Source organism: Sulfitobacter sp. SK011, from assembly GCF_003352065.1.
Taxonomy (GTDB): domain Bacteria; phylum Pseudomonadota; class Alphaproteobacteria; order Rhodobacterales; family Rhodobacteraceae; genus Sulfitobacter.
In genome coordinates, this window is sequence record NZ_CP025803.1 from 348,006 (window position 1) to 370,338 (window position 22,333).

The 22,333-nt window shown below is 55.2% G+C and carries 18 protein-coding genes; 12 read left to right on the forward strand and 6 right to left on the reverse strand.

Translation table 11 applies throughout. The features are described 5' to 3' along the window. Window positions 1-120 precede the first annotated feature (120 nt). The 6 genes from C1J02_RS01645 to C1J02_RS01680 all read left to right on the forward strand — a co-directional run bounded on the left by C1J02_RS01645 (window position 121) and on the right by C1J02_RS01680 (window position 8,623). The gene (locus tag C1J02_RS01645; protein ID WP_114876848.1) at window positions 121-1,407 is read left to right on the forward strand and encodes an ABC transporter substrate-binding protein; all 1,287 of its coding nucleotides are present in this window, start codon (window positions 121-123) and stop codon (window positions 1,405-1,407) included. An 82-nt stretch (window positions 1,408-1,489) separates the two neighbouring features. After that, a complete protein-coding gene (locus C1J02_RS01650) occupies window positions 1,490-2,497 on the forward strand; it encodes a carbohydrate ABC transporter permease (protein WP_114876849.1) in 1,008 nt (335 codons plus the stop codon). Between the two features lie 15 nt (window positions 2,498-2,512). Continuing rightward, window positions 2,513-3,661 (forward strand): carbohydrate ABC transporter permease, encoded by a 1,149-nt coding sequence (locus tag C1J02_RS01655; protein WP_114876850.1) that lies wholly within the window; start codon window positions 2,513-2,515, stop codon window positions 3,659-3,661. A 21-nt stretch (window positions 3,662-3,682) separates the two neighbouring features. Beyond that, window positions 3,683-5,350 carry an alpha-glucosidase gene (locus C1J02_RS01660; RefSeq protein WP_114880311.1) on the forward strand — a complete coding sequence of 556 codons (1,668 nt, stop codon included), beginning with the start codon at window positions 3,683-3,685 and terminating at the stop codon, window positions 5,348-5,350. Beyond that, window positions 5,351-6,436, forward strand: coding sequence for an ABC transporter ATP-binding protein (locus tag C1J02_RS01665; RefSeq protein WP_114876851.1), 1,086 nt, complete (start codon window positions 5,351-5,353; stop codon window positions 6,434-6,436). Between the two features lie 1,260 nt (window positions 6,437-7,696). Then, the gene (locus C1J02_RS01680; protein ID WP_114876854.1) at window positions 7,697-8,623 is read left to right on the forward strand and encodes a DMT family transporter; all 927 of its coding nucleotides are present in this window, start codon (window positions 7,697-7,699) and stop codon (window positions 8,621-8,623) included. 103 nt (window positions 8,624-8,726) lie between these two features. Here the strand turns inward: C1J02_RS01680 and C1J02_RS01685 are convergent, their stop codons facing one another. After that, the gene (locus tag C1J02_RS01685; RefSeq protein ID WP_114876855.1) at window positions 8,727-9,671 is read right to left on the reverse strand and encodes a LysR substrate-binding domain-containing protein; all 945 of its coding nucleotides are present in this window, start codon (window positions 9,669-9,671) and stop codon (window positions 8,727-8,729) included. A 133-nt stretch (window positions 9,672-9,804) separates the two neighbouring features. On the opposite strand from C1J02_RS01685, the gene C1J02_RS01690 reads away from it, so the two are divergent. After that, window positions 9,805-10,443, forward strand: coding sequence for a glutathione S-transferase family protein (locus tag C1J02_RS01690; RefSeq protein ID WP_114876856.1), 639 nt, complete (start codon window positions 9,805-9,807; stop codon window positions 10,441-10,443). A 318-nt stretch (window positions 10,444-10,761) separates the two neighbouring features. Here C1J02_RS01690 and C1J02_RS01695 read toward each other — a convergent pair whose 3' ends face one another. From C1J02_RS01695 to C1J02_RS01710, 4 genes are all read right to left on the reverse strand, one after another. Beyond that, window positions 10,762-11,727 carry an NAD(P)-dependent oxidoreductase gene (locus C1J02_RS01695; RefSeq protein WP_114876857.1) on the reverse strand — a complete coding sequence of 322 codons (966 nt, stop codon included), beginning with the start codon at window positions 11,725-11,727 and terminating at the stop codon, window positions 10,762-10,764. Window positions 11,728-11,753: 26 nt separating this feature from the next. Further along, complete coding sequence (locus C1J02_RS01700) at window positions 11,754-12,320, reverse strand: helix-turn-helix domain-containing protein (RefSeq protein WP_114876858.1); 567 nt, start codon at window positions 12,318-12,320, stop codon at window positions 11,754-11,756. A 107-nt stretch (window positions 12,321-12,427) separates the two neighbouring features. Beyond that, window positions 12,428-13,522: a Hint domain-containing protein gene (locus tag C1J02_RS01705; protein ID WP_114876859.1), complete on the reverse strand. Its 1,095-nt coding sequence runs from the start codon at window positions 13,520-13,522 to the stop codon at window positions 12,428-12,430. Between the two features lie 2 nt (window positions 13,523-13,524). Continuing rightward, window positions 13,525-15,105, reverse strand: coding sequence for a Hint domain-containing protein (locus C1J02_RS01710; RefSeq protein ID WP_114880312.1), 1,581 nt, complete (start codon window positions 15,103-15,105; stop codon window positions 13,525-13,527). 272 nt (window positions 15,106-15,377) lie between these two features. Here C1J02_RS01710 and dapE point away from each other — a divergent pair, with 272 nt between their 5' ends. The 3 genes from dapE to rnr all read left to right on the forward strand — a co-directional run bounded on the left by dapE (window position 15,378) and on the right by rnr (window position 19,478). Continuing rightward, window positions 15,378-16,523, forward strand: a complete 1,146-nt coding sequence (dapE, locus tag C1J02_RS01715; protein ID WP_114876860.1) for a succinyl-diaminopimelate desuccinylase — start codon at window positions 15,378-15,380, stop codon at window positions 16,521-16,523. 94 nt (window positions 16,524-16,617) lie between these two features. Then, the gene (locus C1J02_RS01720) at window positions 16,618-17,196 is read left to right on the forward strand and encodes a TIGR04282 family arsenosugar biosynthesis glycosyltransferase (protein ID WP_114876861.1); all 579 of its coding nucleotides are present in this window, start codon (window positions 16,618-16,620) and stop codon (window positions 17,194-17,196) included. Window positions 17,197-17,222: 26 nt separating this feature from the next. Then, window positions 17,223-19,478 carry a ribonuclease R gene (gene rnr / locus C1J02_RS01725; protein WP_114876862.1) on the forward strand — a complete coding sequence of 752 codons (2,256 nt, stop codon included), beginning with the start codon at window positions 17,223-17,225 and terminating at the stop codon, window positions 19,476-19,478. On the opposite strand, the gene C1J02_RS01730 is transcribed toward rnr, so the two are convergent. After that, the gene (locus C1J02_RS01730; RefSeq protein ID WP_114876863.1) at window positions 19,447-20,178 is read right to left on the reverse strand and encodes a glutathione S-transferase family protein; all 732 of its coding nucleotides are present in this window, start codon (window positions 20,176-20,178) and stop codon (window positions 19,447-19,449) included. The genes rnr and C1J02_RS01730 overlap by 32 nt on opposite strands. Before the next feature lie 80 nt (window positions 20,179-20,258). On the opposite strand from C1J02_RS01730, the gene C1J02_RS01735 reads away from it, so the two are divergent. Both C1J02_RS01735 and C1J02_RS01740 read left to right on the forward strand, forming a co-directional pair. Continuing rightward, window positions 20,259-20,978, forward strand: a complete 720-nt coding sequence (locus tag C1J02_RS01735) for a YafY family protein (RefSeq protein ID WP_114876864.1) — start codon at window positions 20,259-20,261, stop codon at window positions 20,976-20,978. Window positions 20,979-21,046: 68 nt separating this feature from the next. After that, on the forward strand, window positions 21,047-22,327 hold the full coding sequence (locus C1J02_RS01740; RefSeq protein WP_114876865.1) for a lytic murein transglycosylase: 1,281 nt from the start codon (window positions 21,047-21,049) through the stop codon (window positions 22,325-22,327). Window positions 22,328-22,333: the final 6 nt, after the last annotated feature.

Sequence of the window (22,333 nt, forward strand, 5' to 3'; positions counted from 1 at the left end):
CCATTACATTTCTCTTGACGGACGTCAGTCAACTTGTGATTATCTCGCCATCCAAAGCGCTTTGGTTAGATCCGAATCGCCACTAAATAATCTGCGCGCAGCGCAATTTGGGAGGAACACATGAAACGAGTACTTTATGCGGGTGCCGCTACTTTGGCTTTGGCCTCTGGCATGGCCCATGCAGACGGACATTTGGCCGGCGAACAGGTGACAGTTTTTGGTCCGTGGCTTGGCCCAGATCAGGTGAACGTCGAAGCCGTGTTGGCCGAATTTGCAAAAGCCACGGGCGCAGATGTGCGCTATGTTGGTTCTGACAGCTTTGAACAGCAAATTCGCGTTGATACCGAAGCGGGATCGGCCCCAAACATCGCCGTCTTTCCACAGCCCGGCCTGGCCGCTGACCTTGCCGCCTCAGGTTTCTTGACGCCCCTGACCGCTGGCACCGACGATTGGGTCCGCGAAAACTATGCGGCCGGTCAATCCTGGGTCGATCTGGGAACATTTGCCGGGACCGATGGCACAGAGGCGCTTTACGGCTTTTTCTACAAAGTCGATGTAAAATCTTTGGTATGGTACTCACCTGAGAACTTTGAGGATGCGGGTTACGAAGTCCCAACTTCCATGGAAGACCTCAAAGCACTGACAGATCAGATTGTGGCCGATGGCGGCACGCCTTGGTGTATCGGTCTGGGGTCCGGCGGCGCGACAGGCTGGCCTGCGACCGATTGGGTCGAGGACATGATGCTGCGCACACAATCCCCTGCGGATTATGATGCCTGGGTGTCAAACGAAATGAAATTCAACGATCCAAAGGTGGTCGCGGCGATTGAAGAATTTGGCGCGTTTGCCCGCAATGACGCCTATGTTGCCGGTGGTGCCGGTGCGGTCGCATCAACCGACTTCCGTGACAGCCCAAAAGGGTTATTCAGCTCGCCGCCACAATGCTACATGCACCGTCAGGCGTCATTTATCCCCGCGTTCTTCCCTGAAGGCACGGTTGTCGGCGAAGACGCCGACTTCTTCTACTTCCCGGCCTACGCGGACAAAGACCTCGGCTCTCCTGTTCTGGGGGCGGGCACCGTTTGGGGCATCACCAACGACAGTCCCGGCGCACAGGCGTTGATTGAATGGCTGCGCGAACCCGTCGCGCATGAAACATGGATGGCACGCCAAGGCTTTCTGACGCCACACAAGGGCGTGGACACCAACGTGTTCAGCGATCCAACCTTGAAAAAGATGAACGACATCCTGTTGGGCGCGACCACATTCCGCTTTGACGGGTCTGACCTGATGCCAGGTGGTGTTGGTGCGGGGTCGTTCTGGACCGGGATGGTTGACTATGCGGGCGGCAAAGATGCCACCGAAGTTGCGACCGAAATCCAAAACTCCTGGGACGCCCTGAAGTAAGCGGGCCGCACAAAAACGAACAATCCGGGCGATATGACCCCGGATTGTTCCACCACTTCATGACAGTCTCGGGGAGGGGATCATGCATCCAGCGCTACAAGGTCTGATGACCATCTTTATCGGTGTTGGTGGCTGTGTTGGGTATTTCTATTTTTCCAATCAGTTGCTCGACAAGGTGCTGTTCCCGCCGCGAGGTCCGAACGCCGGACGTAACATCAATCAGGCGAATATGATCCGTCCCTGGTTGTTTCTTGCCCCTGCCATGATCGCCCTTGGGCTCTACCTTGCCTACCCGGTGTTTGAAACGATCCGCCTGTCCGTGACAGAGCGTATTCCGGGCGGTGGCTATAAGTTCGTCGGCCTTGCCAACTATACTCAAATGCTGGGTGAGCCAAAGTTTTGGGAGGCCCTTAAGAACAACTTCCTCTGGCTGATTATTGTACCTGCTTTTTCGACGGCCTTCGGGCTTTTGGCAGCACAGCTGACTGACCGCATCCGGTGGGGGAACATTGCAAAATCACTGATTTTTATGCCGATGGCCATTTCGTTTGTAGGCGCTGCCGTTATCTGGAAGCTGGTCTATGACACGCGCCCCGTTGATCAAGACCAGATTGGTGTCCTTAACGCGATCTATCTGGCCTTTGGTGGCGATGAGCCGCAACAATGGCTGACGATACCGCTGTGGAATTCATTCTTTCTAATGGCTGTTCTGATTTGGATTCAGACTGGGTTTGCCATGGTCATCCTGTCCGCCGCCCTGCGCGGTATTCCGGAAGAAACGATTGAGGCTGCGATTGTGGATGGGGCCAACCCGATGCAGGTGTTCTTCAAAATCAAAGCCCCCCAGATCATCCCCACAATCGTTGTGGTCTGGACGACGATCACCATCGTTGTGCTCAAGGTATTCGACATCGTTTACGCCATGACCAATGGGCAGTGGGAAACGCAGGTTTTGGCCAACTACATGTATGACAAAATGTTCCGTGCCAATGATTGGGGCGTGGGGTCGGCATCGGCCATGGTGATCATGCTGTTGGTGACGCCGATCCTGGTCTGGAACGTCTATAGCGCACGCAAAGAAATGCGCTGAGGGAGGTGCGGAACAATGGATAATATTGCAGGAACAAAATCGGGCCTGACATGGGCCGTTCACATCTCGGTTGCCGTGCTGGTCATGTTGTGGCTCTTTCCGACTGTCGGTTTGTTGGTGTCATCTTTTCGCACGTCCGACCAGATTGCAACATCGGGCTGGTGGAACTCCATGTTTCCATCGGAACAGAACCTGACCTTGCGCTCCGCAGACCCCGAAACGCAGCTCTTGATGGACGGCGTGTATGTGATTGAAGGGAATCTCTTTGGCGCGACCAGCGATGCAGAGATATCCGCGTGGGGCCTGTCGTCCCGCGAGATCGACACCTACGTCGCAGGAGATACGGCCGAGCTTAACAAAGGTGGTACGGTCACGGTTCAGGCCAACGGCGACTACCGTATGGAAAACGCCGAAGAATTCACGGGCAGCAGGGGCACACGGGTATTTGTGACCGCCAAGACGCCCCCGGAATTCACCTTGGAAAACTATCAAAAAGTGCTGTTTGACCCAACCAATCGGGAAGGCATGGCAAAGGCATTCTTCAACACGCTGACAGTAACGATTCCGGCGACGATCATCCCGATCCTGATTGCGGCCTTTGCCGCTTATGCGTTGGCCTGGATGGATTTTCCGGGCCGTGCGCTGCTGATCGCCGCTGTGGTTGGGCTTTTGGTGGTGCCGTTACAATTGGCGCTGATCCCGCTTTTGAAGCTGCACAACGAGGTTGGCATCGGCAAGGGTTATCTTGGCGTTTGGCTGGCACACACCGGGTTTGGCCTGCCGCTGGCGATTTATCTGTTGCGCAACTACATGGTGGGCCTGCCCCGCGATATCATCGAGAACGCACGCGTGGACGGTGCAACTGATTTTCAGGTTTTTGTGAAAATCATCCTGCCCCTGTCCTTTCCGGCCCTCGCCTCTTTTGCGATTTTTCAGTTCCTCTGGACGTGGAATGACCTGCTTGTCTCGCTGGTGTTCCTGATCGATTCAACCGGGGAAACCACGGTGATGACCAAACAAATCGTTGAGCTGTTGGGCACCCGTGGCGGCAATTGGGAAATTCTGGCGACATCGGCCTTTGTCTCAATCGCCGTGCCGTTGGCGGTTTTCTTTGCCATGCAAAAATATCTGGTCCGGGGCCTGCTGGCCGGATCCGTCAAGTAAGCGAAAGACATGCGGATGAACATGACTGTAAAACCAAACACCGTTGAATCAGCCGTGGTCGATCAAGACTGGTGGCGTGGCGCGGTCATCTATCAGATCTACCCACGCAGTTTTCAGGACAGCGATGGTGACGGTATTGGCGACCTCAAAGGCATCGTGCAACGCCTGCCCTATATCGCATCACTTGGAGTGGATGCGATTTGGATTTCGCCATTCTTTACCTCTCCGATGAAGGATTTCGGGTATGACGTAAGCGATTACTGTGATGTCGATCCGATGTTTGGCAAACTGACCGATCTCGATGAAATGATTGCCACCGCGCATGATCACGGCGTCAAAGTGATGATCGACCTGGTGCTGTCGCATTCATCCGACCAACATCCTTGGTTCGCACAAAGCCGACTAGACCGTGAAAACGACAAGGCAGATTGGTATGTCTGGGCTGATCCCAAACCCGATGGAACAGCCCCGAACAATTGGCTGTCGATCTTCGGTGGGCCGGCGTGGCACTGGGACCCCCGGCGCGAACAGTATTACCTGCATAATTTTCTGAGCAGTCAGCCGGATCTAAATTTGCACACACCCGCAGTGCAAGATGCCCTGCTGGATGCAACCCGTTTCTGGCTGGACCGGGGCGTAGATGGATTTCGGCTTGATACCATCAACTTTTACTTTGCCGACAAGCAGCTGCGCGATAACCCCGCCCTGCCTCCTGAAAAACGCAATGCCAACATCGCGCCGTCGGTCAATCCGTACAACCACCAGCAACATATCTATTCCAAGAACCAACCCGAGAACCTCGCCTTTTTGCGCCGCTTCCGCGCGCTGCTGGATGAATATCCCGGTAAGGCCGCGGTGGGCGAAGTCGGTGATGCACAGTACGGGCTGGAGATTTTGGGCCAGTACACAAGTGGCGATGAGTTTGTTCACATGTGCTATGCTTTCGAGCTTTTGGCTAAGGAAAAACCAACTGCGGAACGGATCGCGGAAGTGTTCGCCAAGGTCGCGGATGTTGCCGCCGACGGGTGGGCCTGCTGGGCGTTTTCAAACCATGACGTGATGCGCCATGCCAGCCGGTGGGCACTGTCCCCCGCAGCACAACGCCTGTTTGTGACAATGCTGATGTGCCTGCGCGGGTCCGTCTGCCTGTACCAAGGTGAAGAATTGGGCCTGCCCGAAGCCGACATCGCATTCGAGGACCTGCAAGATCCCTATGGCATTGAATTCTGGCCGGAATTCAAAGGCCGCGACGGCTGTCGCAGCCCCATGGCCTGGGAGCTGTCCAATCAAAACGGCGGGTTCACCACTGGCAAGCCATGGCTGCCGGTCAGCCCTGAGCATCTGAACCTCTCTGTTGCCGCGCAAGAGGCAGACCCCTCGGCAATGTTGCACCATTATCGAAAGGCCATTGGCTTGCGTCAATCAAACGCCGTGCTGGCCAAAGGAACGTTATCAAATCTGACAGTCAAAGACGACGTCCTGAGTTTTTCGCGCATGTTGGATGGCGAAGAGGTGTTCTGTGCTTTCAATCTCTCCGATGCCCCGGCGACCGTTGACCTGCCCACAGGTAACTGGGCCAATCTGGCCCCCGATATGGATACTGCCGACACGGATAAAGGCGGGACAATTGCCCTTGCCCCTTGGCAGGCATGCATCAGCAAACGATCCATTGATCAAAAGGAAACGTAAATGGCCAATCTCAAGTTGACCCAAGTTGCCAAGACCTATGGCAACGTCGAAGTCCTCAAGAACATCAATCTGGATATCACCACAGGCGAACTCATCGTGTTTGTGGGGCCATCAGGGTGCGGCAAATCCACCCTGCTGCGGATGATTGCAGGTCTGGAAAAGATCTCTGGCGGGACGTTGGAAATTGACGGTCAAGTGGTCAACAATGTGCCCCCGTCCGAACGTGGCATTGCGATGGTATTCCAATCCTACGCTCTTTATCCGCACATGACTGTGCGGGACAACATGGCCTTTGCGCTGAAGCTTGCCAAGAAAAGCCCTGCGGACATTGATGCGGCGATCAAGCGCGCGGCGGACAAGCTGCAACTGACCGAATATCTGGACCGCCTGCCCAAGGCATTGTCTGGCGGTCAACGCCAGCGCGTTGCAATCGGCCGTTCGATTGTGCGTGACCCAAAGGTCTATTTGTTTGACGAACCGCTGTCGAACCTCGATGCGGCGCTGCGTGTCGCGACTCGCATTGAAATTGCCCAACTTAAAGAGCAGATGCCAGATTCAACGATGATTTATGTGACCCATGATCAGGTCGAGGCAATGACCCTTGCCAGTCGCATTGTTGTTTTGGCTGACAAGGGCATCGCCCAGGTTGGCACGCCGTTGGATTTGTATGAGCGTCCCGAAAACGAATTTGTGGCCCAGTTCATTGGCTCTCCTGCAATGAACCTCCTGCCGGGCGAGGTGGTCAAGACCGGTGCGCAAACAACAGTGAAACTTGACGGCGGCGGCACGGCGGTTTCTGCGGTGAAAACTGACAAGAACGACAAGGGCATCCGCGTGAACGTCGGGGTTCGGCCAGAGGATCTTGTCAGGACGTCTGGTGATTTCCTGTTCGAAGGTGTCGTGAATTTCACCGAAGCACTGGGCGAAGTCACTTTGCTATATTTTGAAGAACAGGACGCGGGCAATGCCGTGATTGGCAAGCTTCCCGGCGTGCACAACAATGTACGCGGCACCTCAATCCGCCTTACCGCAGTCCCTGAAAAGGTACAGGTGTTCCACAACGGGCAGTCGCTTTTTTATCGTTAAGTATCAGGTCGCCGTCATGGCGGCCTTGTTGCGGCGAAAACTGGCTGGCCGCCGCGTCAGGTATCATCGCCTACTGTCCTAGCACCGCCCATTAAGCAGGCCAACACGACGCCGCGCAAGACTGTTAGAACAGCCATGGCAAAAGCCATAAGATCATCATTTGCAAAGTGTTGAGATGATTTGGTAGCGGACGGAAGATCATCCATATCATTCATTCAATATATTGATTTTAAATAGATAAATCCCAAAAAATTTCGGCATACCATATAAATAACCACCTCGAGACACATTTGGCAGCGATTTCCCCTTAAAGTCACTTGCATCGCAAGCGTATTAAACCACCAAATCCTGCGGTCGCGGCTTGCGAAGATGCACGAACCTGATCCGCGAGTGGGAATCCAGCAAACCGACTGTCTCAGAGGTGGTCGCGGAAATTCGGACCATTTGTTAAGGTGGATCGCATTAAATACGCTCCAACACTATTCTCTTTCAGCTATCCAACCAGCAAGCTGGCAGATCGCAATCAATTTCGAATGGAAGTCGAACAGGTTGTCCGCCAATGTCGACAACAAGTGCCGACGCAGCTAGCCACCATTTCCCGGTGCCCCCGCCTTTTTGGGCTGCATCACAGTTTTTGCCCAAATAATATACGGTGCCATCTGCAATTGTAACGATTGCACCGTGCTCATTACATTGGAACCCGCTCTGGGCATTAACTGCCGTGGCCAAGCTGATTGCAAAAACTTTCATTAAGAATCGCATACCAAGTTCCTGCGTTTATCTGTTGTAAGTGATGATTATTCACCAAAAAAAACAACTGAAGCTGGTTGTTCTGCAAAGAAGGCCTTGTATCTTATTTGCCCGCAATTGCCATCGCCAGCATAGCTGACCTTCGTGCACTGCGCAGCATTTGGAACAAAGGGCTCAGTGCCGTCGATCGCCGCGCTATTCGCGAACGTCCGCTTCTGGAAAAGCAGAAATTCGCTGCATGCCGGGCCAACTGGCAATGAGCGGACTTTTGAGACATTCGCTCCTTTGGCACCAATGGCCGGTGTTGGCGCATCGCGATATTGACGGCATCGGCAAGTTCAAGATCAGCCGTCATTGGCTGGGCCCAGTTTGCCGCGATGCCGTATGAAAAGCCGCCACTCATGTGCGGCGCAGCGAAAATCGAAACTTAGATGACCGAGTCGCGGGACCAAGCCGCCGTTCATTTGTATTGGTGATGCCAACCACATCAGCGTGTGTTAGCTGTCAAAAATGGATAAACCAAACTCAGCCAAAGGAGCAGCTACCCCCTATGCCCTTGCGGTCGCTGGTGTTCTTTTTGCATCCATCTGCTTTGGCTTTGTCCCGTATTTTAGCCGCGGGTTGACCGATCAGGGTCTCGCTCCCTATGCAGTCGCATTTTATCGTTACATATTGGCAGCGATTATCCTGTTGCCTGCAATCCTGAAGTATCGCTCAAATTGGCGGGAGATCGTCTGGGGGATGATGGCCGGAGGTGTGATGGGGCTTGGCTGGGTTGGCTATGTCACGGCTCTTGAGACAGTTCCTGCATCGACCGTTGGCGTTCTATATATGACGTATCCAGTGTTCACGATTGTGATCGCATGGACACTTTTTGGCGACCGACCGACACGGCGCAGCATCGTTGCAGCTGGGTTGATTGTTGTTGCGGCGATCATTGCAGGATCTCCGGCATCTGTGCCTCCAGAACAGGTTCCAACGCTACTCGTGTCCTTGGCGGCACCTTTTGGTTTTGGTTTTGGTATATGTGTTCTCGTTCATCGCCTGTCTCGTATTGCCCCTTTGGCCAGAATAGCGTCGGTCTCACTTGGGTCGATCATTGGCCTTGCCCCTCTCATTCTCACGTCTGAGGTTGCCGAAATCCTGCCAAAGGGCGGGAGTGACTGGTTTCTGATTGTTGGGATCGGCCTTGTAACCGCGCTTATTCCGCAACTGATTTACACTGTCTGTTCACCTATCATCGGTGCGACGCGCACGGCTGTTATTGGAAGCATTGAATTGCCGACGATGTTTGCCGTTGGCGTGCTTGCGTTTGGTGAAGTGATTACGGCTGCACAGGCGATAGCCTGCGCTTTGGTATTGGGGGCGATAGCCATTACGCAAAGCCGCTCTACACGAACTGTCACGACCGTAATCACTAAGGAGCCGGAAAGCTAACTTCGGGCTCGGACCCGCCGTTGCCACCCTTCGCGATTAGTGCAGGCAGGAGCCAATCAACCGTTGACCACTCCGAGCCCCAATTCAGACACGATTGGTGCGGTCAGCTGTGTACGTCCATCAACAGAGCATTCATTTCCTTGTTGAACACCGCGACCTTTTCCAAGAGCCATGCCTTGAAGTCTGCTTGCAACCTCGTCATCGGCCGCCCTCGAACCCATAGCAGTCGGTACTTGTAGTCTGTTTCGCATCGCATTGACGGTCCGAAGGGGATTAAGAGCTGACCCGAGCGAACGGCGTTGAACGCCTCAACCAGCCCGCACAAAACCAATCCTTGCCCAGCGATTGCCGATTGAAGGCCGGAACTGACTTTCGAGAACCGGACTCCATCGAGTATATTCTCTTGTTCGAAGCCGAAAACTGTTCCCCAGCCCTCGAACCCGACCCAGCTTGGGTCATTTGTCCGGTTCAAAATATGTATTAGCGGGATGCCCTTGAACGACCGAAGGCCTGGTTCAATCCCGTATAGTCGTGCAAACTCGGGTGAACAAACTGGTAGCACGTGATCTCCGAACAGCACCTCCCCCTGAAGTTGATCTGTCGGGTGTGAGCCGTAGCGCACGGCAAAGTCGAAGGGCTCGGTCAACAGATCGACGTCTCGGTTAGATGCGTCCAGGCGCAGATCAACCTCTGCATGGCGCTGATAGAACTCCGAAATCACCGGGCTTAGCCAGTTCTCGACAAAAGATGCAGGCAAAGTAACGGACAAGCGTGAGCCGGAAAGCCCAGCGCGAAGCTGGTCCAAGGTCGCCGCCAAACCTGAAAAACTGTTGGTCAACATAGGTTCGATCTGGCGCACCTCTTCCAGTGCCCGGATACCGGTGCTGGCGCGCTCAAACAGCTCCTTGCCAAGATAGTCCTCAAGCGATCGGACACGCTGCCCCACAGCAGCGGGAGTAATGCCAAGTTCACCAGCCGCCGCTGAAAAACTGCCATGGCGCAGCGTGGCCTCAAGTGCTCGCAATGCGTTGAGATGGGATATCCGCATATTTCATTACTAAAGATTTTCTATCACTGACCCAAACAAAATCCGCCGTGCATGAACCCAAATAATTTGAAATCGTGACTTTATACCATGGGATAGTGAGTGGGCTAAAGAAAATCTAACTTAAGGAGCGGAAATGTACACTTTGCACTGGGAATATATGGCGGGCTCAATTGTCGTGCATGCAATGCTGCAAGACATTAGAGCCAAGTTTGATCTTTGCTATGTCGATATGGGTCGTGGTGAGCACAAGGAACCCGATTATCTTGGCTTGAACCCGACTGGGCGCGTGCCTGCACTCTCGCTACCTGACGGTTCCACTGTCGGGGAAACTGGTGCCATCGTAACTTTGCTAGGCGAAGCCTTCCCTCAATCTGGCATTACGCCTCAGCCAGGGGAACCAGACAGGGCGGAGTTCCTGTTTTGGCTTAATGTCATGGCGACAGCAGGGTACCCGACAGTCGCGCGATGGAATCATCCAGAAAGATATGCCAACTCTGAAATCGCAATTGCAGAGGTAGAGAAGAAAGCTTCAGCTGATCTGAGCGTGTTCTTTGACGTCATGGAAGCAGCCATTTCGGGCGAAGCCTCCTTTATGAAGCGCGGCTTCACGGCGTTAGACTATTACTTCGCCATGCTAACTGAATGGCCAACAGATCGGGCAGCTCTGTTTGCCGCCCACCCAAAGATCGAGGCAATGTATCTCTCCGCCGCACAGCGTCCCGCTTACAAGAACGCGATGAAGACCCACGCGTTGCCAGAGCAGGGTACCTAATCCAGACACCTAGATTGCGACCAGCATTGGGTAGCAAAGCCCGAAAAGGGCAACGTCTACTCCGTCCGCGACCCGGTCATCCAACACCCTGCTCGAACAACAACAAGGCCATTGGCTGGTTTGGGGGAATTTTCGCAACCGCAGAAATTTACCAATCCATTTTCGTCGGCTTCGGTCGTATGGCAGGTTTGCGCAACTTGTGGCCGTTAGTGCATCGCGCAGCATCGGTCGAATTGGGCTCACAACCGACTTTTGCCGCATCCTACCTGAAGGTCCCGTTTCTTCATTTTGAGCCTGTTTGTGACTTGAAGGTCAGAGTTATCTGACGTTCGATCCACGCGGCACCACTTCATACCCCGGCTCTTCGGGTTCATCGTCGGTCATCTCGGCCGGGAAGCCATCTGCCAGAATCGACAGGCCCGTGGCATCTTCCAACCTGCGAATGATGTCGTCAGATTGTGCACGGCTGCCATAGCGTTTTTGCCCATCCTTGAATATCTCGATCATCAGCGGGCTGATTTCGAGCGGGATGTCATGCTGTTCCGCGATCTTGTGAAACAGGCCGATATCCTTGAGCACCAGATCCATGGTGAACGAAATATCGCGGCTGCCGTTCAGAATGACCTGACCTTCGGTTTCAGCGACAAAGGATGTGCCAGACGAGATCGTGATCGCCTCATAGGTGGTGGCCATGTCCATGCCCGCGGCTTTCATTGTCACCATCGCCTCGCAAAGGGTCAGCAGGTTGGCGGTGGCCAGATAGTTTGTCATTACCTTGAGCACCGACGCAGACCCAATAGGACCTGTGTGCAACACGCGCCGGCCCAAAGTGGTCAGCATCGGCAACATGCGCTCAAAAGTATCCCGGTCACAGCCCGCAAAGATCGAGATGTTGCCCGTCGCCGCACGGTGGCAGCCGCCCGAAACCGGGCATTCGATGGGGGCGGCCCCGGTGGCGCGCACCAGTTCCGCGATGCGTTTAACCTCGGTCTCATCTGTGGTCGACATCTCGGCCCAGATCTTGCCTTCGCTCAGCCCGGCGATCACGCCATCGGCGGCTTCCATCACGTCGCTACAGGCGGCGGGCGACGGCAGGCAGGTGATGATAACATCGCACATCTCAGCAAGTTCTTTGGGGCTGTCCGCGCTGTCCGCACCACGGGCAACAAAACCATCCACAAAGTCCTGGTTCAGATCCCGCACGGTCAGGTCGTACCCATTGCGCAGGATAGACCCGGCAAGTTTGCCGCCAACGTTCCCAAGTCCGATAAATCCGATTTTCATTTTCTAATCCTTTTGATGGCCAGCCCTCAGGCGTTTTTCACGATCAATATCACCCGTGCATTGCCCTTGGCCTGAATCGAATGATCCCGATCAGCACGATAGCGCAGGGTATCACCCACTTCTGCCAACGCAGTTTCCTCATCTGAGCGGACCAGTACGGTGCCTGCAAGCACGGTCAAATGTTCCTCGCAATTTGCTTTGTGCGGCGCGCTGTCCAGCAGAGCATTATCTTTGAATTCAATGTCGTAAACTTCGGTCTGTCCGACATCTTCGGGGGCGCTTAGGATTCGGATAATGCAACCACCTGCCTTGCTATTGATCTGCGGTATCTCGTTGGCGCGCACCACTTCTTTGATGGACCGTGGTGCATCGGCGCTTTCGTCCAAGAGCCCGGCGAAATCAACATTCAAGGCGCGGGTGAGGTTCCAAAGGCTTGCCACTGTTGGGCTGGATTCGCTGCGCTCAATCTGTGATAGCATTGACCGTGAAACGCCGGAAAGCTGTGCCAGTGCTTCAAGGCTCAGTCCCTTCTTCTTGCGCTCTTCTTTGAGGCGCGCGGCAAGACGTTCTCCTATTTCCAAATCAGCAGGCAAAGGGCGGCACTTTCATTTTTCAGGCTCTTGGCAATTTCATGAATGTGCGCAGAGAACTGGAAATTTGAAAGAGGCAATTGACACGCAGTGCGCAACAGCCTGTTGCCCTAGGCGGCCCGCTGGCGGGCAAGGTGGATCGCATCATACCACCGCAAGACGTGATGCCCGGGCCGACCGTGTTCAGGCAAACTGCTGCGATCAAATGTGTGCAGGATGCTGCTTTGCAGATGAGACGCGTTGCGTCGGATGCGACCAATATAGAGGCTTTCCAAGGCTGTGCCCGCCGCCAGCATTGTCTCATGACCCGGCAACAGGAGCTGAGAATAGCAGATGGTCGGACCGCAAGGTTCGTTAAGCGCGGCAAATCCGTTCACCAAATGACGTGCAGGCACCAATACGGCTTCCTGGCTGAACAGGTATTCGACTTCTGGGCCATCAATCACAAGGCGCTGATCCGGGGATACGATGATGTCCTGTTGCAGGCCAAAGTAGGGCGCGCGCAGGCGGATGGGCTGATAGCTGCCGCGCGCAGGGACCATCCTGCTGACCCGCTGCAACACAGGGACGATGCCGGCACTTTTGGTCAAAACGGTATCGCCACGCTGCAACTGCCCGGCGTTTTTGTACCCCAGAGGAGTCGCCAATGGCGTGTCGGGCAGCAGCGTTGGCATCGGACCAATTGGCTCAATCTGATTTGAGAGCGCTGCGAATATCATGTCTGGGGCAAATGTCTGATCGCCACGGCCCAGCATCAGGTCGCGTATGTCATCCAAAGACAGGGGCCGCGGGTTTTCAACGGCAACGCTGACAACTTGCATGTCTTCGGGTTGTTCCAGCGTCATGCGCCCCCATTTTGCGGTGCTGTCCCAAGAATAAGTAATGCGTACAACATCGGTGCGGCCCGCATCCTCATGTTGGATTGCGGCATGGGTGATCGCCTTGCCCTGGACCTGAACCATCGCGACCCCGCCACCGGGGATCGCCTGAAACGTGAGGCTGCGCAGCCAAGGATGGGTTGTTTTATAGCCAAACAAAACCTGCGGGCGACCGTCCGCAGACAATCGTGTTTCAAACATGATCGTGCCACGTGTCAGCATCGCACGCGGGTCATCCGCCAGCAGGGGGGTGTCTTTCTTATCTGACCCCAACCCGCGAAGGGAAAAGCGACGGTCATCGTGATCAGTGAGGGCAAGCCATGTCATGATCAGGCCGCCTGTGTCACGCGCAAAAGGTGGGCTTCGTACCTTTTGAGTGTCCGACGTGCAGCGGGCGAATACCCTTTCCCGGTGTCGGGATCCATTCCGGGGAATATCGCACAAATTTCATCCACGATGTCAGCCTCAAAACTTTTGGTTGTCTGCGGGCCGGGCAGAAAGCTCTCTGTTTCCAATCCTTCGGAAAACACGACCTGATGCCGGTCAAACATCAGATGGACATAGCACACCTCGCCTCCTTCACGACGCAGGACGGACCGGTCATTCACCAGATCACGTGCGGCGATCAGCACCTCGGCTTCGCCGAACAGCAATTCCGCCAGATTGTCGCGGATCAAGATACGATGGAGGGGCGACACCAAAAGATCACGATGTTCACCAAAGGTGTTCGCTCGGATGTGAATTGGGGCGAAATCACCACTTGCTTCAACGTGACGTGTGCCAATCCAACGTAGCGGCTGGGGCCCATCGTCTTTTGTCATCACCAGATCACCAGGTTGCAACAACTCTGCTGCGCATTCGCCATCAGGGGTCGCAATGAGCGTGCCGGCAACAAAACAGGGGACACTTGTCGCGTTGACAAAGCCAACGTCCGTGTTCGTCCCGTTGTCGATCGTGTAGGTGAAATTAAAGTTTTCGACATCACCGTCACCGGTAACAGTAAGTGTGCCGTCCGCGTTCAGTTGCACCGTCTGACCCGTCGGCAGGGTGATAAGGGTCCCAACCGAAACACCTTGTCCGTTGATCTGGGTGATCGTCAGCGCACCGACACCGTTGTTGATATCATTCCCCAAGACATCGATAGTTTTCTGTCCGGTGGGAAACACGTTAACGGCGTCAGAAATGGCAATCAGATCAGTTTGGACAGAGTCTCCAGCGATCAGAAGATTTGAATCGTAGCTACTGTCAGACACATCCGCGATGGCGATCCGCATGGAGTTTACAACTCCGGGATTGACCAACATGGTCAGGGTCAGCGTGATGGTGAACCCGTCCATTTCGGTGTTTGCCTGAGAGTTTTGGTTGGACACATACATGTTGATGTTGTTCGAGGTGTTCACGTTGCCGGGGTCAACATCACCATTGCCCACATCCATCGGAACAAGGGTGCCATTGATCCAGACGCCCACAAAATCCTGATAAATTGAATTCTGAAACTCGGGGTATTCCTCGGAAGAAAACACAAACTGCATCGTCATAACCGAGCTGTCGGGAATGAAATCAATATCCAGCGTTGCCGCGTCATAGGTACGCGCGCCTGCTGCTGCGTTGTACTGGGGGTTGTTGTTTGTGCCGGATGTGTTCGTAGAGGTGTTGGCCCTTTGGTTGGCCTGTCCATTGGAATTGGTGAAATCTTCTGCGTTGCCGGTCGACAATATGACGCCGGTGTCTCCCGGTACGACGCCCGGTGATGTCGAAAGCCCGCCCGAGTAGATGCCGGCGCTGTCGATATCGCCGAAAAATGTTGCCCCGGTGACAGTTACGCCACTGCCAAAGATGGCATTCGCCATATCCATGGCCGTCGTGCCCTCGCGGACTGTGTCAATCGGAAGTTCCGACGCTGCAACCATTTCTCTGCCCCAACCTTTGGTCGAGGTGGCCACAGTCAGCACGACATGGATTTGCCCCATGTCATTCGTTGATTTGATGATCCATCTGCCCTGTTTTCAGGTGCTAAACGCGATCTACACTGCTGATGCCCTGCCTCGGGTCATATTATTAATGAATTCATAACACGAGAAACGGGAAACTGTTAAGCTTTTCCTGCATCCACCCCTTGGCACTTCACTTTTTTCGCCACACAAAGGGTCGAACACACGTTTCCCCAAACAAAGGAGCCGAAATGTCTGGCGTTGACCCTGCTGAATTGACCGCAAAACTGGTGCGCTGCGCCTCTGTAACGCCTGCAAATGAAGGGGCGCTGGAAATCCTGTATGATCTGCTCAGCGGTGCGGGTTTTGACTGCGTCTGGGCGGATCGTGGTGGCATCAGGAACTTGTTTGCCCGGTGGGGCAACAAAGGCAACACCCGGTCCTTTGGCTTCAACGGGCATACCGATGTTGTTCCGATCGGAAACGAAGCGGATTGGACGATGCCGCCGTTTGGAGCTGAAGTAAAAGACGGCGTTATGTACGGCCGCGGCACCACGGACATGAAATCAGGCGTTGCGGCGTTTGCGGCAGCGGCGATTGATTTTGTACGCGAAACCCCGCCTGATGGGTCGATCATTTTGGCAATCACCGGGGACGAGGAAGGCGATGCTGACGATGGCACCACCGCACTGTTAGATTATATGACAGATCATGGCGAACGCATGGATGTCTGCCTTGTGGGGGAACCAACTTGTCCTGAAACAATGGGCGATATGATGAAAATTGGCCGCCGTGGATCGATGAATGCACTTTTTCGCGTCGTAGGAAAACAGGGCCACGCGGCCTATCCACACAGGGCGAACAATCCGCTGACTGCAATGGTCCGGTTGATGGACAATTTGGCATCCCATGAGCTGGATCAGGGAACGGACCATTTCGATGCGTCCACTTTGGCTGTCGTCACGGTCGACACCGGCAATCCCGTCACCAATGTCATTCCGGCGGCTTGCACAGCAGCGATCAACATTCGCTTCAATGACCTGCATTCGGGGGCCAGCCTGACCACATGGCTGGAACAACAGGCCAAAGAAATTCGCGAAAAGTTTGGGGTTCAGATTGAGGTAGAGGTTAAGATTTCCGGGGAAAGTTTTATCACGCCTCCCGGACCGTTGTCAGACATGGTGTCAAACGCGGTTGCCGCTGAAACAGGTGTGACGCCCACATTGTCTACCAGTGGTGGCACCTCTGACGCACGTTTTGTCAAGGCGCATTGCCCGGTGGTGGAATTTGGTCTTGTAGGGCAATCCATGCATCAGGTCGACGAACACGTGCGGGTAGAACACATTCATCAACTCAAGGCAATTTATGGCCGCATCCTGAAAGACTACTTTGCGTGAGTGTGGGCATTGTGCAGACCGATGATACTCTGGTGCGCAGAGCGTCGCGGCGGATGGCCGTCAAAGCATCAAACCTGGGCACGGTGCAAATGTTGTGAAGCCCACCCTGATCATCATGGTCAAAGAACCGCACCCCGGCAGGGTTAAAACCCGGTTGGGACGCGATATCGGGATGACGGCGGCGGCGTGGTGGTTTCGCCACCAGACGCGCCAATTGATCCGCCGCATGCAGGACCCGCGTTGGCATGTGGTCTTGGCAGTGGCCCCCGATACCCAAGGGCTGCAAAGCCGCGTTTGGCCCAAGCATCTGATCCGGTGGCCGCAAGGGTGCGGAAATCTGGGGGATCGTATGGCGCGGATATTGGGGCAGGTCGTGCGCGGCCCGGCTTGCGTCATTGGGGCTGATGTTCCCGGCATAAGGCGGCATCATATTGCAGAGGCTTTTCGGACGTTGGGCGCACATGATGCGGTGTTTGGCCCCGCGCCTGATGGTGGATATTGGTTGATCGGCCTGAAACATCCACGGCGACAACCGCCGAAGTTGTTCAAAGATGTCCGCTGGTCCAGCGAACATGCGCTTGCCGATACCAAGGCGACGATGCCGGGGTACCGCATTGCTGAAATTGCGACACTGCGTGACGTGGACGACGTGACCGATTTGACCATGACGTGACACCATGCGCGTGCTACCTGAGGCGCATGAAAACATTACCGTCAAAATCCGAGATCCTCGAATGGATCGAACAAAACCCCACTCTGACCGCCAAGCGCGACATCGCCAAGGCGTTTGGGATCAAAGGTGCCGCCCGCATCGACCTTAAGCGTATGATGAAAGAGTTGGAGGCCGAGGGCCATCTGGAAAAACGCAAGAAAAGCTATCAGGACCCGGACCGCCTGCCGCCCGTATCGGTGTTGCTGGTGACAGGGACCGACAAGGATGGTGATCTTTTTGCCAAACCGATGGAATGGCAGGGCAGCGGTAAAGAACCGGTCGTGCTGCTGATCCCGCGCGCCTCTGATCCGGCGCTGGGCGAAGGGGACCGTATTCTTGCCCGGCTGACGCTGGGCAAAGGGGACGGGCACGCATACGAGGGCCGGCTGATCCGCCGGATCGGCACCAATCCAATTCGGGTCATGGGCATTTTTCGAAAAACGGCCGAAGGGGGGCGTATTCAACCCATCGACAAGGGTGCGGACCGGGAATGGACCGTCGCCAGCGACGCAACCCATGGTGCCAAAGATGGTGAGCTGGTCGAAGCTGAACAGGCCGGGCCAAAAGGGCGGATGGGATTGCCGCGCGCGCGGATTGTTGAGCGGTTGGGTGATCCGTCTGCGCCCAGAGCGGTGTCATTGATTGCCATTCACCAGCATGGCATCCCGGACCAGTTTCCCGATGATGTCATCGCAGAGGCGGACGCCGCCAAACCCATAGGTGTCAAGGGCCGTGAGGACCTGCGCGATCTGCCACTGATCACCATCGATCCGTCTGACGCGCGGGACCACGACGATGCGTGTTATGCGCATGCTGATCACGATCCGAAAAATGCCGGGGGTCACGTCGTCTGGGTCGCGATTGCCGATGTCGCCGCTTATGTCACGCCCGGGTCCGCATTGGACCGAGAGGCGCGCAAACGTGGCAACTCCACCTATTTCCCTGACCGGGTTGTGCCGATGTTGCCAGACCGTTTGTCTGGTGATCTGTGTTCTTTACACGAGGGTGTGCCACGCCCGTCAATCGCCGTGCGGATGGTGCTGAACGCCAATGGCCAAAAGCTGTCGCATTCTTTCCACCGCGTGTTGATGAAATCACCTGCATCTCTTCATTACCAAGAGGTTCAGGACGCCATTGACGGTGCCCCAAATGACCGCACTGGCCCATTGTTAGAGCCCGTTCTAAAGCCGCTTTATGCCGCCTATGCCGCCCTGACAGAGGCCCGCAAACTGCGGCAACCACTTGATCTGAACCTGCCGGAACGGCGGATCGAACTGGGTGACGATGGCAAGGTGAGTTCTGTCAACTTCAAGGATCGGTTGGACGCGCATCGGCTGATCGAAGAATTTATGGTTTTGGCCAATGTTGCAGCGGCTGAAACACTGCTGGCCAAGAAAACGCCATTGCTGTTCCGTGTGCACGAGGAACCCTCACCAGAAAAACTTGATAGCCTGCGTGAGACTGCGCAGGCAGCAGGGTTCACGCTTGCCAAGGGTCAGGTCTTGCAAACCTCTCATTTGAACCGATTGCTGAATGACGCGGCCGGAACAGACGATGCCGAACTGATCAACATCTCGACATTAAGGTCGATGACTCAGGCCTATTATGCGCCCGCTCACATCGGCCACTTTGGCCTTGCACTGCGGTCATATGCGCATTTCACATCACCAATTCGGCGGTATGCTGACCTGATCGTTCACCGGGCGCTGATCACCGCGCATGGCTGGGGCAAGGATGGCCTGCAGGCCGAAGAGATTGAAGCGCTTGAGCATACTGGTGCGCATATTTCTGACACCGAACGCCGATCCATGATGGCGGAACGCGATACCACAGATCGTTATTTGGCGGCGTTTCTGTCGGAACGTGTTGGAAATGAATTTACAGGGCGGATCAGCGGGATCGCGCGCTTTGGTGCGTTTGTGAAACTGGATGAAACCGGGGCTGATGGATTGCTGCCGATGCGATCGCTCGGGCGCGAGTACTTTCATCATGACGCCGAAGCGCAGACGTTGACGGGGTCAGACACCGGGATGACAATCAGCCTCGGCCAACACGTCATCGTGCGGTTGGCCGAGGCTGTGCCCGTTACCGGCGGGATAGCTCTCGAACTGCTGGAGATTGAAGGTCAAAAAATACCACAAGGCGGTCGAAGCCCGGCCGGGCGCAGCCCCCGACGCAAGGGCAGTAATGCCAAACGCAAGAAAGACAAGATCAAGCGCAAAGTGACACGGACGCGGCGGTAGTTCTGGGCACCGACAACGCATCCTCTGTCCTGTCAATGTAGCGACACAGGATTTCATCTTCGGCAATCCGGGTCTTGAGCAGGGTCGTGCCGGGCGTTGCGCGCATACCGGCAAGCATCGGGGCAACGGATGCATCTGCGGCAGTTGGCTGGCCCCCGAAAAGGAACCTGCCGTGCCATAGCCGGGTTGTGATCGCCTGCAGATCAGGTTCAATTCTTTGCATCCGCTCCTGTGGTGTCAGCCGGCCAAGCCCCTGCCTGTCCATCCCCTGCAAACAGGCCCTGCGCAATTTGTTGGTGACGAACCCCCGCAGGACCGAAGGAATAGCGGTGAAATAGGTGTCACGGATCGTCGGCCAAACGGTGTCTTCGCCCCAGCGTTGCAGGACGCAATGGAAATACAGGTGTTCCTCGGCCATCCGAATGAAGGCGCGAGAGGTTGCCTTTTCCATGTCATTGAGGCCGGCATCAAAATCGGCCCCCTGTTGTTCAAGGTAAGCCCGGATGTTGTCGCTATCCTGGACAAGGGTTTGACCCACGCGAATAACAGGTAGTTTTTGTTTGGGCATCTTTCGGGGGTCCATGCTGTCTTCGCGCTGCCATTGCAGGCCCGACATATTCAGCATCCATGCCGCTTTGACGCAGAATGGGCTGGCGCTGATCTGACCAAATGCAGGGGCAAATGTGATGAGGGTGATCATGAGGTTCTCCAATTGAAATTCTAGGCATTTGATATCAGCCTATGCTGTCAATTTCTGTCAGCACAGGTTAAGCTGAGAACATGAATCGCACGCACCGCCTTTTTCAAATGATGACCTCACTGCGGCGCATGCCTGCACCGGTGCGGGCGATGCAGCTGGCAGACGAACTTAATGTGTCGCTGCGCACGGTGTACCGGGATATTGACGCCCTGCGGGGTCTGGGTGCCGTGATAGATGGGGAAGCCGGATTTGGGTATACCTTGATCGAAGACGCCGCGTTACCGCCCTTGGGTTTTGAGAATGATGAGCTGGAAGCACTGGTTCTGGGGCTGCGCGATGTGGCGGTGATAGGTGATCCGGCATTGGCGCGTGCGGCTCAATCTGCTTTGGCGAAACTGACGGCACGCGTCCCGCCGCGGCAGGCGCACCGGCTGCAACATGCCATCTTGGATGTGCGTCGTTTCAGACGACCGGAACCGCCCCGCATCAATGTGGCAGATCTGCGCGCCGCCACGTGGGACGAGGAAACCGTCAGCTTTGGGTATACTGACGCCAAGGGGGCCGCCTCACAACGCGAGGTCGATCCGCTGGGCATCGTTTATATGCAAGACACCAATATGCTGATGGCGTGGTGTCACCTTCGGACAGATTACCGCGTTTTTCGCCTGGACAGAATGGATGGCTTGGCGCGAACGGGCAAAAGTTTCAGGCCCCGCCGGGTTCCGATGCTGCGTGAACATCTGGCCCGTATCAGAGCCGAGATTGAAGCTATGGCGGAAAGCAGCGCGCAGCGATTGTGACCTCTTTGGCAGAACGCAAAATCCTACTAGGATTGGATAGCAAACCAATCATAAGAAACGGAGCAACTATGCTAAGGCAATTCGTTACAGGCATCACGATTTTGGCAAGCTGTGCGGGCCCTTTTGCTGCACATGCGCAAACATCTATGCGGCCTGTGGCGCGCAGTGAAGCCATCAAGATTGCTGCGACTGAGGCTCTAACCCCGTCACCACAGACCGCGACCGATGCGGGATTAAATGCCTGGATCAAAGATTTTCGCACCCGCGCGCTTGAGCAAGGCATCGAGGGTGCGACGTTCGATGCGGCGCTGCGCGGCGTCACCTATGATGCACAGGTTATCCAACGCGACCGCAACCAATCTGAGTTCACCAAAACGATCTGGGATTATCTCGACACTGCGGTGTCTGATTTGCGCATCGAAAACGGGCGCAAAGCGTTGGAAAAATGGGATGAGACCCTGATTGGAATCGAGGCGGAATTTAACGTCGACAAGGAAGTCATTGTAGCCATCTGGGGTTTGGAGAGCGCCTATGGGACCTTTCGCGGCAGCAGCAGTGTCATAAATTCCCTGGCGACCTTGGCCTATGACGCCCGCCGTTCAGAATTTTTCGAGGATGAGTTGATCAACGCCCTGCAGATTTTGCAAAGCGGAGATACAACGCCGGACCAGATGACAGGCAGTTGGGCAGGGGCCATGGGGCATACTCAGTTTATGCCATCCTCATTCAACAAACATGCCGTCGATCATGACAAGAATGGCAAACGAAACATCTGGGGAGAAAATCCTGTTGACGCATTGGCCTCAACGGCTGCCTATCTCAAGCATTTCGGCTGGAAGAAGGATCAACCATGGGGTGTTGAGGTTCAGGTGCCGAAGGGTTTCGATTATCTTTCGGCAAACCGGTCAATCCAAAAACTGCCAAGTGACTGGGCCGCTTTGGGCGTCACTGATGTAAACGGAAATTCGGTCAAGGATCACGGTCTGGCTTCGGTGCTTTTGCCAGCCGGAGCTGAAGGGGCCGCGTTTTTGGTCTTTTCTAACTTTGAGGTGATTGAGCATTATAACACCGCTGACGCCTATGTTATCGGCGTGGGCCACCTGAGCGATCGGATAAAGGGCGCGGGCCCGATCAAACATATATGGCCGCGCGAGGATCGTGCGTTGACGTACGATGAAAGGATCGAACTGCAAAAACGGCTGACCTCGGCGGGATTTGATACGATCAAGATTGACGCAAAAATGGGGCCGCTGACGATCAACGCAGTGCGCGGGTTTCAGCAATATGTTGGTGTTGTGCCGGATGGTTATCCGTCGCTGCGGTTGCTGGACAGGTTGCGCGCGCTGTGAGGGTCG